The 11468-nt window shown below is 64.5% G+C and carries 12 protein-coding genes; 7 read left to right on the top strand and 5 right to left on the bottom strand.

The window, feature by feature from the left end; all coding sequences use genetic code 11:
- Window positions 1-29 precede the first annotated feature (29 nt).
- Together CH278_RS06195 and CH278_RS06190 are read left to right on the top strand one after the other, a co-directional pair.
- Window positions 30-950, top strand: coding sequence for an ABC transporter substrate-binding protein (locus CH278_RS06195; RefSeq protein ID WP_094621450.1), 921 nt, complete (start codon window positions 30-32; stop codon window positions 948-950).
- Between the two features lie 2 nt (window positions 951-952).
- Complete coding sequence (locus tag CH278_RS06190; protein ID WP_094621449.1) at window positions 953-1936, top strand: ornithine cyclodeaminase family protein; 984 nt, start codon at window positions 953-955, stop codon at window positions 1934-1936.
- 6 nt (window positions 1937-1942) lie between these two features.
- On the opposite strand, the gene CH278_RS06185 is transcribed toward CH278_RS06190, so the two are convergent.
- A complete protein-coding gene (locus CH278_RS06185; RefSeq protein ID WP_179274465.1) occupies window positions 1943-3169 on the bottom strand; it encodes a GGDEF domain-containing protein in 1227 nt (408 codons plus the stop codon).
- 135 nt (window positions 3170-3304) lie between these two features.
- On the opposite strand from CH278_RS06185, the gene CH278_RS06180 reads away from it, so the two are divergent.
- The 3 genes from CH278_RS06180 to CH278_RS06170 are packed head-to-tail and all read left to right on the top strand — an operon-like array spanning window position 3305 to window position 5688.
- Complete coding sequence (locus tag CH278_RS06180) at window positions 3305-4510, top strand: MFS transporter (protein ID WP_094621683.1); 1206 nt, start codon at window positions 3305-3307, stop codon at window positions 4508-4510.
- Between the two features lie 30 nt (window positions 4511-4540).
- Window positions 4541-4897 (top strand): ArsR/SmtB family transcription factor, encoded by a 357-nt coding sequence (locus CH278_RS06175; protein WP_032366952.1) that lies wholly within the window; start codon window positions 4541-4543, stop codon window positions 4895-4897.
- A 53-nt stretch (window positions 4898-4950) separates the two neighbouring features.
- Window positions 4951-5688, top strand: coding sequence for a TetR/AcrR family transcriptional regulator (locus CH278_RS06170; protein WP_052057102.1), 738 nt, complete (start codon window positions 4951-4953; stop codon window positions 5686-5688).
- Here CH278_RS06170 and CH278_RS06165 read toward each other — a convergent pair.
- Both CH278_RS06165 and CH278_RS06160 read right to left on the bottom strand, forming a co-directional pair.
- Entirely contained in the window at window positions 5661-6629 is a 969-nt protein-coding gene (locus tag CH278_RS06165; RefSeq protein ID WP_094621446.1) for an AurF N-oxygenase family protein, read from the bottom strand. The genes CH278_RS06170 and CH278_RS06165 overlap by 28 nt on opposite strands.
- A gap of 163 nt (window positions 6630-6792) precedes the next feature.
- Complete coding sequence (locus CH278_RS06160) at window positions 6793-7116, bottom strand: hypothetical protein (RefSeq protein ID WP_141215110.1); 324 nt, start codon at window positions 7114-7116, stop codon at window positions 6793-6795.
- A gap of 155 nt (window positions 7117-7271) precedes the next feature.
- Here CH278_RS06160 and CH278_RS06155 point away from each other — a divergent pair, with 155 nt between their 5' ends.
- Window positions 7272-8066, top strand: coding sequence for an SDR family NAD(P)-dependent oxidoreductase (locus CH278_RS06155; protein ID WP_094621445.1), 795 nt, complete (start codon window positions 7272-7274; stop codon window positions 8064-8066).
- Between the two features lie 10 nt (window positions 8067-8076).
- Here CH278_RS06155 and CH278_RS06150 read toward each other — a convergent pair whose 3' ends face one another.
- Window positions 8077-9000: a GGDEF domain-containing protein gene (locus CH278_RS06150; protein ID WP_094621444.1), complete on the bottom strand. Its 924-nt coding sequence runs from the start codon at window positions 8998-9000 to the stop codon at window positions 8077-8079.
- 252 nt (window positions 9001-9252) lie between these two features.
- Between CH278_RS06150 and CH278_RS06145 the strand changes: the two genes are divergently transcribed.
- Window positions 9253-10227 carry a GGDEF domain-containing protein gene (locus CH278_RS06145; RefSeq protein ID WP_094714669.1) on the top strand — a complete coding sequence of 325 codons (975 nt, stop codon included), beginning with the start codon at window positions 9253-9255 and terminating at the stop codon, window positions 10225-10227.
- Window positions 10228-10299: 72 nt separating this feature from the next.
- On the opposite strand, the gene CH278_RS06140 is transcribed toward CH278_RS06145, so the two are convergent.
- Window positions 10300-11322: an ABC transporter substrate-binding protein gene (locus CH278_RS06140; RefSeq protein ID WP_094621442.1), complete on the bottom strand. Its 1023-nt coding sequence runs from the start codon at window positions 11320-11322 to the stop codon at window positions 10300-10302.
- Between the last annotated feature and the right edge of the window lie 146 nt (window positions 11323-11468).

Here is an 11468-nt window from a genome sequence, read left to right as displayed (position 1 = left end):
GAGCCTCATACGAAAGAAAGAGACACATCATGACCGATTCACTGTCCATCTCCGCCACCGCACACGGCCTGAACTACCTTCCCGAGTACTACGCCGACCACGCCGGACTCTTCGCCGACAACGGCCTCGAGGTCCACGCCAAGGCCTGCGACCCCTGGACCGGCGTGCTGGACGACCTTGCCAGCGGCGCAGCCGATATCGCCCTCGGCGGGTTGTGGGTGCCCGGAATGTACTGGGGCACATCGCGTCAGCTCACCGTGTTCGCGCAGTTGAACCACCAGTTCCCCAAAGCTCTGGTCATGCGCGAGAACCTTCAGGGTCCGTTCGACTGGTCGGCGCTCACCGGAAAGACCGTGCTGGCTCCCGGTATCGGCGGAAGCGCTCCGTACGCGATCACCGCAGGCATGATGCGGGAGAGTGGCGTGGACTCCTCACGAACCACATTCCTCCGCGATCTGTCGACTCCGATGTTCGTGGAGTTGTTCGAGGACGGGCTCGGCGACGCGATCATTCTCGACATCACGACTGCGCAGATCATGTCGGATCGAGGGACCGGCCACATCGTCGTCGAATACGCCGAGGTGGGCGGGCTCGGCCCGAACAGTGTGTATTACTGCCGCACAGACCGTTTCGAGGAACTCGAAGAGCGTCTGGTGAAGTTCGCTTCCGGCCTGGACGCAGCCATGGCGACCGTCAAGGCGACACCCGTCACTGAACTGCAGCCCCTCCTGGTCGAGCATTGGCCGAACATCGCACTGCCGACCCTGTCTGCTGCGTGCACCAAGATCCAACAGTCCAGGACGTGGGACACCGTGCGTATCGATGCCGACGCCAGCGATCGTTGGATGCGAATCCTCCAGGAGGAGGGCATGGTTCACACCGCACCTCCGTTCGCAGATCTGGTCACCTCCCGCGTCGTCGATGCAGCAGAACTGACGACGGTCGGCTGACCATGGCCCTGGTACTGCGTCACTCGGAGATCAGCGCCCTGCTCGACCGAACGACGGTGTTCGGGGCGGTCGAGCGCGCGTTGGCCGACCTGTCGGCGGGCATCGCTCAGAATCCGGCACCGTCGTCGATGGAGGCTGCCGAGGACGGTCGAGTCATTCCGATGGTGGCGCAGTCCGGCACCTCCGAACTCGCGGTGGTGAAGGTGTTGTCGGACCTACCGGGGAACCGTTCCCGCGCTCTGCCTCGGCAGCGTTCGACCATGCTGGTGACGTCCACCCGGACCGGAGAATGTGTCGCGGTACTGGACGGCCGTGCAATCACTGCGATTCGCACGGCCGCTGCCAGTGCGGTGGCCACCCAGCACCTCGCTCGGATGGACAGTTCGATACTGGGAATCGTCGGCGCGGGAAACCTCGCCGTCGAACATGTCCGCGCCATCCACAGCGTCCGAGGCATCGATGGTGTCTTCGTCTGGTCGCGATCAGCCGATACCGTCGAACGTTTTCGAGACGCTCTGAGCGACCTGGACCTGAAGATCGAGCACGCGGTGTCCGTGGAACAGCTTGCGCGCCAATCGAACATCGTGTGCACGCTCACCCCGTCGGTCGATCCCGTGCTGTTCGGAGACTGGCTGGTGGACGGCACCCATCTGAACGTCGTCGGTGCAGCGCCGCGCCCCGACGAGCGTGAGGTCGACGGAACGGCGATCGCGCGTTCACGGGTGGTGGTCGACAGCACCGCAACGGCGCTGTCCAAGTCGGGTGACGCCCTACTGGCGATCGCCGACGGTGCCGCGCAGGAATCCGACTTCCACACCGAGTTGGGTGACGTGATCACCGGACGCAAGGTCGGGCGCACGGCCGACTCCGACATCACGCTGTTCGACTCCACGGGTATCGGGCTCGAGGATCTCGCGGTCGCAGAACTGGTCATCGAACGCGCTCTCTCGACCGGAATCGGCGCTCGCGTCGATCTGTCGTCCTGACAGGGGTCAGCGTCGTTTCGACGAGTACATGCGTTCGTCCGCGATGTGCAGTAACTTCTCCGGGCTGACGGGCTTGTCCCAGCTCCATCCGACGCTGACCGATGCGGGTATCGGGGTTCCGTCGATGAGGTAGGGGCCGGCGAGGAGTTGGCGTGTTCGTGCGGCCAGGCGTTCGACGCTGTCGGCCGAGTGGTTTCCGTGGAGCAGGGCCACGAATTCGTCGCCTCCGGTGCGGCAGGCGATGTCTCCGGCGCGGAGGTTGGCGCGGATGCGGGCTCCGATGGCGGCGAGCAGTCGGTCGCCTACTGCGTGGCCGTATCGATCGTTGACGGATTTGAAGGAGTCGATGTCGACGAACAGGATTCCGACGGGGGTTCCGTCGGTGGATTCTTTGAGTGCGTCGAGTTCGGCCATGAGGCGTCGGCGATTTGCCAGTCCGGTGAGGTCGTCGACGAGGAGCTGGCGTTCCAGTGTCGCCTCGGCAGTTTTGCGTGCGGTGATGTCCTGGATCTGCGCGATGATGATGTCGCCGTCGTCGTTGTCTCGTACCACGGTGGCGTTCCGCTGGACCCAGATGGTGGCTCCGTCCTTGCGGATGTATCTCTTCTCCGATGCCACGCTGGTGAGCGTCCCGTCGGCCAAACCGGCAAGGTGGTGGTCTGCCATCGCGATGTCGTCGGGATGCGTGAGGTCTCGAAAAGTTTTCTGCAGCAGTTCTTCCGAGGTGTATCCGAGGAGATCGCACAGCGCTTTGTTCACTTGCAGCCAGCGGCCGTCGGTTGTCAGTAGCGCTTTGCCGATGGGTGCGTACTCCATCGCGATCTGGAAGAGGCGGACGGCACGGTCGCGTTCGCGTTCTGCCTCGGCACGGGCACTGACGTCGACGACCATTTCCGTGAATCCGACGACGCCGCCGTCGACGATATCGGGGACGTAGGTGGCCTGGGTGACGCGTACGACGCCGTTGACGTCGATGAGTGTGCGGTCGAACTGTTGCTGCTCGCCGGCGAGCGCCCCCGAGATGTAGGGCTTGTTCAGTTCGTACAGTCCCTCACCGAGGAGCTCGCTGATGTGCATACCGACCAGGCGCGCCGGCTCGATGCCGAAGTAGTCGGCATAGACCTTGTTGGCGAAGACGTTGCGCTGCGCGCTGTCCCAGTAGCCGATCATCGACGGCAGCTGATCGATGGCGCGTGCCAGTTGCCCCACTGGATACGTGCGCTGATCGGCCATTGACCACCCCTGGATATTCGTTGAGCCGACAACCGACAACGCTACAGAAAATAGCCCCATCGTGGGGCGTTCGTCGGTGCATCTTCAATAAAACACACAAGTGCGCAAGTGCGCACGCGTATGTACAGTGAACGCATGCTTCGGCACAATCACATTTTCCGACGCCTGTTCACCGCACAGGTGGTCGCACTCGTGGGCACCGGGTTGTTGACGGTGGCGCTCGGGCTCCTGGCCTACGACATCGCCGGCAGCGCCGCCGGAGCCGTCCTCGGCACCGCATTGGCGATCAAGATGATCTCGTATGTGGTTGTTGCGCCCGTCGTTTCGTCACTGACCGGCTCAGTGCCGCGCAAGCTCGTCCTCGTCATCGCGGACGCCATCCGAGCGCTCACCGCGCTGGCGCTGCCCTTCGTCGATCAGGTGTGGCAGGTCTACGTCCTGATATTCGTGCTGCAGGCGGCGTCGGCCACGTTCACACCCACCTTTCAGGCCGTCATCCCGTCCGTCGTGCCGGACGCACAGCAGTACACCCGCGCGCTCACGCTCTCCCGCCTGGCCTACGACCTCGAGTCCCTGGTGAGCCCGCTGATCGCCGCCACACTGCTGACGGTCGTCACCTTCCACACCCTGTTCGTCGGGACGGCGGTGGGGTTCGTCGTCTCCGCAGCGATGGTGGTCGGCACAGCCCTTCCGAGATACGTTGCACCACAACACAAGAAACCACTCGACGGCATAGCGACGTTCGTCCGGCAGCGGGAACTCCAGGGTCTGCTGGCACTGAACATCGTGGTCGCCGCAGCCACGGCACTCGTACTCGTCAATACCGTTGTCTACGTTCGTGATCTGTTCGGCGGTTCGAGCACCCAATTGGCCGTCGCCCTCGGCTGTTTCGGTGCGGGGTCGATGGCGGCGGCGCTGCTCGTTCCGAGAGTCCTCGAGCGGATATCCGACCATCGCCTCATGCTCGCCGGTGCCGCCGTCACTGTCGTCGGCACCGCAGCCGCAGCACTCGTCGCCACCCTCGGCGGCGGGCCGACCGCGTGGACCGCTCTGGCGATCACATGGTCGATCCTGGGTATCGGCACCTCGCTGATCAACACGCCGTCGGCGAGGATCTTGCGACGAGAGTCGGACGAACACAGCCGAACCTCGATCTTCGCTGCTCAGTTTTCCCTGTCCCATGCGGCGTTTCTGCTCACGTATCCGTTGGCCGGTTGGGTCGGGGCGCAGTTCGGACTGCTCGCCGCGGCGACGGTGCTCACGGCCTTGGCTACACTTGCGGCACTGTCCGCAGCACGTCTGTGGAGTCGCTCCCGAATCCCGGTCGCCGCCTCCGCATGAGGAGACACAATCCGCAAAGGAGACACCTCGATGCCACCGAAGAAGGAGCAGCGCATCAGTCTCCATCACGAGGCACAACCCGACTCCGCGCGACTGGCGACGGCAACCGACACGTTCCGGATGCTGTCCGATCCCACTCGGCTGCACATACTCTGGCTACTCGATCGCGGCCCCGCCGACGTCAGCGAGCTCACCGCGGCCACCGGCACGTCCCGCACTGCCGTCAGCCAACATCTGGCCAAGCTCCGGTTCACCGGTCTGGTCGAGACTCGCCGCGACGGGCGCAACGTCATCTACAACCTGGCCGACGGGCACCTCGCTCGGCTGGTGCGTGAGGGCCTCAATTTTGCCGACCACAAGGTCACCGGTGAACCCCCGCACGAGTGACCTCCGAACCCCAACGCGCCCACAGCAGCCCGTGGAACATGAGAGCATGCAGCATGAGTGACGGTGGCGCACGCCCGAAGGCCGATGGCCGCAAGCGGCGGTGGGAACAGCACAACACCGATCGTCGACGCCACATCATCGAGGCCGCGATGACGGTACTGGCCCGTGACATCGCTCCCGGGGAGCGGCTGACCACTGCACAGATCTCGGCCGAGGCGGGCGTTCATCGCACCGGCCTCTACCGGTATTTCAACGATCGCACCGATCTCGACACCGCGATTCAACGTGCCATCTGTAAGCAGTTGAGCGCTGCGCTGGTCGCCTCGTTCGCGTTGACCGGCACTCCACGCGATGTGGTGCATCGTGTGGTGAGTACCTACGTCCGCTGGGTCGCCGAGCATCCCGCGTGGACGCGTTTCGTCGAGCAAGATGTCAGTGCCGAGTCGCCCAGTCCGCTCGAGGAGACCAATGCCCTGCTCGCCGAGCAGCTGGAGGTCAGCGTCGCGGCGTTCCTCGCGTTGGTGAATGCGGATCTGTCGCCGGAGGATTGGTCGCTGGTGCGGCCGTGGGTCGCGGGCCTGGTCTCCGGATGCATGGGCGCGGTGCGCAGCTGGAGCGCGCAAACCGAATCACGCACCGGCCTGGATCATTTCGCGACGTTCCTGGCCGACACCATCTGGCTGCAGGTCAAAGGACTTGGGGCATCCCGCGGAATCGCGATACCCCAAGTCCCTCTCGAATCTGTCACCGGCCCCCAGACAGCTCAGCCGAACGAGGGCTCACTGCGGTAGCGCGACGGTCGTCCGTCGATACCGAGGGCGCGCCACACGCGCTTGGAGACGCGGTTCATCAGTCCCAGTTCACCGGCGAGCATGCGGACGTCACCGAAGGTGTCGCGCAATGCCTTTCGTGACGATTCGCTGTTCCACCACACGGCATCCACTACCTCGTCGGGGATGTCGAGTTCGCGTCGCATCTGCTTGCTCGGCTTCATGATGACGTCGCACAGCAGCCGCATGATGACGGGCGTCAGGATCGAGATCGACGCCTTCTCGAAGGGACCGAGACGAGGTGCCTTGTAACGCAGGTACTGATGCGCGAAGCCGATGTGGCGCGCTTCCTCGGCGATGTGGATCTGCATGACGCGCTGGACCAACGGGTGGCCGACTGAGCCTCCGCGCAGAACGCCCTTCTGCATGTGGTCGATCGGCTCTTCGCCCGCGAGGACCCCGACGAAGAATCCGAACGGTGCCGAGCGGCTGGCGAACACCGTGAGCATCGGCACGATCTTGCGGAACCATCCGGGTCCACCCGGCACGTCGATGCCGATGCGGTTCACCAGCTCCTGGAACATCTGGGTGTGGTGGCACTCTTCGGTGGCCTCGTGCGTCGAGTACCGGAATTCCGGTGAGTCGTTGGGCAGCGTCAGGGCGTACTGCATGAGGCCGCTGATGAGGATCTGCTCGAACTGCAGGCCTACCTTGACCATGCTGGCCTGGCGATACATGCCGATGTGGATCTGCCGCTCCAGGGGAAGCGACTTGTACCAATCGGTGTGACCGAGAGGATCCTCGTCCGGGAGTACCCACCGGGGATCGTTGGGAACGATCGCGTATTCGGGCTCGTCCCAGGGAATGTCGAGGAAAGCGTCGAAGTGCTGATGCACCGATGCCGTCGACAAGGAGTGCAAGGTGTCTCGGTAGTGCGTTCGTGCGTCGTCGACTGCAGTCATGGTGGTCCTTCCGCCTGCGTCCCGAACAATCTTTACGCTACAGAGCGTCACATATAAATCCCGTTAGTGCAACGGACCGTCGCAGATACTTACCGAAATGTTGCCGAAGACGACGAGAGCCGGCCGACGCGTCGTCGACCGGCTCTCGCCACGAATCCTTACCTCACCAGTGCGGCAGCACCATCAACAGGAAGCCGAGACCGATGAGAACGCCGACCGCTCCGGTGCCGATGGCGAGCGCGGTATCGCTGCGTTCGGCGCGCGCCCCGGAGAGATCCGGGCTTCGATCCGCCCACAGCGCAGACGCGATGGCGATCAGGCCGGCTGCGATGCCGAGGCCGGCGGCCCAGAACGACACAATCGACAGAGCGCCGAACATCACGGCAATCTCGGTCACCTGCGTCCGGGTGCGAATATGTCGATTCCACCACCGCGGCGGCACGTCATCCATGTCGTGAGCGTCGAAATCAGGGGATGTCACTGTCACTGTTCTCTCCTTCCTCAGGCTCGCTGAGCTGGGGTTTGGTGCACGAAAGTATGCCTCTCCATTTTGGCACCCGATGCCCGAGAGTGCTAATCCCAAATTAGTTGCATACGCGCTATAACGGCGTAGGCTCACAACGAACACGACGAGGAGGCTCCATGCACATCGATCTCGATGGACGTACCGCCCTGGTGTCCGGCTCCACGCAGGGAATTGGCTCGGCGATCGCTACAGCGCTTGCACAGTCGGGTGCCCGCGTGGTGATCAACGGGCGTTCGCAGGCCACCGTGGACAAAGCCGAGCAGCAGATACTCGACACCGTTCCGGGCGCGCGTGTCATCGGCGTCGCCGCCGACCTCGCCACCGCCGAGGGCGTCGAGCAACTCACCGCGCGCGTCCCCGCGGTCGACATCCTCGTCAACAACCTCGGCATCTTCGGATCCAAGCCCGCCCTCGACATCGACGACGACGAATGGCGTCGCTACTTCGAGGTCAACGTGCTCTCGGCCGTCCGCCTGATCCGCACCTACCTGCCCGGGATGATGGAATTCGGTTGGGGTCGAGTGCAGAACATCTGTAGCGACTCCGCCGTGGTCATTCCCGAGGAGATGATCCACTACGGCATGACCAAGACCGCGTTGCTGGCCGTGAGTCGCGGATTCGCCAAAGCTGCGGCCGGGACCGGAGTTACGGTCAATTCCGTCATCGTCGGCCCCACCCATACCGGCGGGGTGGAGGATTTCGTGGCCGAGCTCGTCGGCGACGACCTCCCGTGGGACGAGGCTCAGGCGACGTTCATGAAGAACCATCGCCCGAACTCGTTGATAGGCAGACTGATCGAGCCCGAGGAAGTCGGCAACATGATCGTCTACTTGAGCTCGGATCAGGCGTCGGCCACCACCGGTGGCGCTCTGCGGGTCGACGGCGGTTACGTCGATTCCATCCTGCCCTGATCGAGCACTGTCAGTGTTTGCGGCGCAGCATCTTTCGGCGGTACATGTCGGCGTCGGCAACCTGGGTCAGCGCCTCGAGTACGTCGGGTCCGGGGGAACCGACGGCGATGCCGTACGTGACCGAGACGACATGCCCGGCGACGAGTTCCTGCGCGAGAGCGTCGATCTGCACCGCGTCGAGGCCGGCGACGAGGACGATGAACTCGTCGCCGCCGAGCCGGGCGATCACACTTCCGGCCGGTACTTTCTCGGTCAGTGTGTCGGCGAGTCCGATGAGAATGCGGTCGCCCGCAGCGTGGCCATCCCTGTCGTTGACCGCTTTGAAGTGGTCGACATCGAACACGATCGCGGCGATGTTCTCCGATCGACGAGCCGCTCGGGCAGCAAGATTCGTCGCCGCGTCGACGGCACCGGCGCGGTTGAACACCCCGGTGAGCGGGTCACGGAGAGCGCCGGCGATCAGGGCGGCGCCGAGAGCGCCGAACACCTCGGCGGCAGCGAGAATGCACACGACGTAGAGCGCGCCCCACAGCATCGGTGCCGGGGCGGGCGCGAGCAGCAGCGCCGTGGCCGACAGCAAGGCCAGCGCCACGCACAGGACCCGTGCTACGACGACGGGGTACGTCGCGCGCAGGTAGAGCGCCAGAAACATCGCGGGAATCAACGCCCACACCTGGGCAGCGAGATTCTGATGGGTCAGCATCGTCAGCGCTGGAGCCAATGCCGCACAGGCAATGGCGATCCCCTGCCGCACCGGGCCTGGTCGACGAGACAGGATCGCGACGAATCCCACCGCAGCGACCACTGCGGCCCACATCTCACCCACGGCCCCGGCACCGTTCGTGTCGGCCCAGGATGCGATGAACGCGGCCGAATAGAGCACCAGCTGTACAGCGAGCAGGGACGACAGAACGCGGCGACGCGAGTCGATCACCACCGACCCCGCGCTCGCCGGCTGCCTGTTTCGCCGTGGGGACACAGCTCATCATCGCCGCCTACCCGCTGGCGTTACCGGACTGCCCCGTACTTTTCCTGCACCAGCAACACGATCAGCCGAAAAAGCGGGCACGCTGTGGCGGCATTCACCGCCGCCGATGAGCTCGTCCGTTGCGAAAATCATCGCAGGCAACGGAACGGCGGGGTCGTGGTCGAGACAGGTGCCGTGCGCCCTGGCAGGGTATTGGCCATGCCCTCGTTCCCTCACGTTCCGCATCCGAGTTCGGTGCACGGTACGGCGGGTCTACGGACGCGGCTGTTGATGTACTTTCTGCTGGCCACAACCGGTCTCTATGCAGTAGGGGTGATCTTGACGTTGCTGCCTCACGGGGACCGGGTGACGTCCGATGTCACCGGTGGTGTCGTAGCTGTCGGCCTGGGAGCGGCCGGCGTGGTGGTGCTGTGGGTTCGACCCGGTACCGCGGTGGCGCTTCGGCTTGCCCTGGCCGCGGCGATGGTGGCGACACCCGCGGTGATGGCGTTCCATCGGCTCGCGGCGGCACAGAGCCAGTGTCTGATCGCGGCGATGTTTCTGGCGATGTACATCCGTGCGTTCCATCGGGACGGACCCGGCAGAGTGCTGGTCGGCGTGCTCGTGGTGAGTGTGCTGTCGGCGGTGTGGGCTTCTCCTGCTCCGATGTATCCGATTTCGTACCTGATCTTCGGCGTCGCGGTGATTGCCGCAGGCGAGGCGTTCGGTGTGGTGACCAAGGCTCTCATCGTGGCGTCGTGCACCGATCCTCTGACCGGAGTGTTCAACCGGGCGGGATGGGAGATGGCCGCGGCGGAGGTGGCAGGCAACAGGACTGCGGAGCTCCCGGTCGCGGTGGTGATCGTCGACGTGGACAATTTCAAGGCCGTCAACGATTCGGGCGGACATCGTGCGGGTGACGAATTGCTGATCGATCTGGCGCAGTCCTGGACCCGCGCAGCTCCCTCCGACGCCGTGATCGCACGTCTGGGCGGTGACGAGTTCGCGGCGCTCCTGACAGGGCACAGCCGTGACGTGGTCGACGAGTTCGCCCGGATCACCGCCGAGTCGTTGCCCTACGCCAGCGTCGGAACAGCTCAGTCCACGGATCGGCAGGAGTCTGTCTCGGACATCCTCGCCCGCGCGGACGAAAATCTGTACGGCGTCAAACATGTTCGCCGAGAACGCCCTTGAGGATCAAGTCGACGGTGCCCTGGAGAAACCACCACGCCGCCAAAGCAAATCCCTACCCGCATCGCTGCTGCGTCAGTTCCCGGCTACCTCGGTAGCCCGAGCGAGTCCGTCGACGAGGGTCGGCAGGAAGTACGGAATCGACAGTGCCGTCGGGCCTACTGCGGCCCCGGCTTCCTGACCGACGAATCCTGCCACTGCTCCCCCGGCGACGGCCGGGATCTGCCGCGTCACCGGTGATCCCGTGAATTCGGCCAGTGCAGCGTCGGTATCGACCTGAGTGAACACCACGTCGGCGTCGATCTTCGAGATGTTCTCCGCCGAGACGGTGGTCGAGAACGTCGAGTCACCGCTCGCCAGGGCCGTCACCGACGGGTCCGAGGTGAAGCCGAGATTCTCGAGCAACTCCACCCGCGGGTCGGACGGCAGCAGCAGGTAGTAGACATCTGCGGCCTCGGACACGTAAGCGATTGTGCGGCCCTCGAACTCGGGGTGTTGCGAGCCTGCGTCGGTGACCTGCTTGTCCAGATCGGCCACCAGGTCACGAGCCCGATCCGGCACGCCCAGCACGTCGCCCGTGGTGGTGATGACGTCGCGCCACGGCGTCGACCACAGCTCTTCCGGCGGTGCGATGACGGGGATTCCGGCATCGGTCACCGCGTCGTACTCGGCCTGGGTCAGACCCGAATGCGGGGCGAGCAGAACGTCGGGGTCGGCGGCGAGCACCTTCTCGACCGTCAATGCGTTGGTCACGTTGTCCAGCAACGTCGGAGCGGGGCCACCGCTCGCGTCGATGGCGTCGGAGATCCACGGATAGATCAGGTCCTCTCCGCCGCCGTATTCGGCCGACGGCATGGCCACCGGCACCACACCCAGTGCGAGCACGGCGTCGGTGGTGCCGAAGCCCCACGTGGCAATCCGCTCGGGCACGGCGTCGAGTGTGGTCTCGCCGTACATGTGCTGCACGGTCAACGGAAACGAGTCGGTGGACGACGCGGCGGGGGCGGAAGCGTCGTAGGCATCGGACGAGCTGCAGCTCACCAGAGCGAGCGAGGTGAGTACAGCGGCAACGAGGCTGGTCAGTACACGATGAGTCATGAAAAGTCCTGTATGTCGGGGTAGTGACTAGAGGTTAGCCTTAGCTTGCCTAAACCGCGAAATCGGCCTCGCAGGAACCTCCCAGCCGGAGCCCAGGGTTCTCCCCGGATCTCCGCAGAGTATGGGCACTACCGAAACATCCAGTG

The sequence above is a fragment of the Rhodococcus sp. 05-2254-5 genome (assembly GCF_002258575.1).
GTDB classification, from domain to species: Bacteria; Actinomycetota; Actinomycetes; order Mycobacteriales; family Mycobacteriaceae; genus Rhodococcoides; species Rhodococcoides fascians.
Note: the sequence above shows the minus strand (reverse complement) of the source record. Positions and strands in the feature narration are given on the sequence as shown.

Excerpts from the sequence above, each read along its gene's own strand:
- CH278_RS06195 (WP_094621450.1), top strand. The coding sequence starts at position 30 with ATGACCGATTCACTGTCCATCTCCGCCACCGCACACGGCCTGAACTAC.
- CH278_RS06190 (WP_094621449.1), top strand. The coding sequence starts at position 953 with ATGGCCCTGGTACTGCGTCACTCGGAGATCAGCGCCCTGCTCGACCGA.
- CH278_RS06185 (WP_179274465.1), bottom strand. The coding sequence starts at position 3,169 with ATGGCCGATCAGCGCACGTATCCAGTGGGGCAACTGGCACGCGCCATC.
- CH278_RS06180 (WP_094621683.1), top strand. The coding sequence starts at position 3,305 with ATGCTTCGGCACAATCACATTTTCCGACGCCTGTTCACCGCACAGGTG.
- CH278_RS06175 (WP_032366952.1), top strand. The coding sequence starts at position 4,541 with ATGCCACCGAAGAAGGAGCAGCGCATCAGTCTCCATCACGAGGCACAA.
- CH278_RS06170 (WP_052057102.1), top strand. The coding sequence starts at position 4,951 with ATGAGTGACGGTGGCGCACGCCCGAAGGCCGATGGCCGCAAGCGGCGG.
- CH278_RS06165 (WP_094621446.1), bottom strand. The coding sequence starts at position 6,629 with ATGACTGCAGTCGACGACGCACGAACGCACTACCGAGACACCTTGCAC.
- CH278_RS06155 (WP_094621445.1), top strand. The coding sequence starts at position 7,272 with ATGCACATCGATCTCGATGGACGTACCGCCCTGGTGTCCGGCTCCACG.
- CH278_RS06145 (WP_094714669.1), top strand. The coding sequence starts at position 9,253 with ATGCCCTCGTTCCCTCACGTTCCGCATCCGAGTTCGGTGCACGGTACG.
- CH278_RS06140 (WP_094621442.1), bottom strand. The coding sequence starts at position 11,322 with ATGACTCATCGTGTACTGACCAGCCTCGTTGCCGCTGTACTCACCTCG.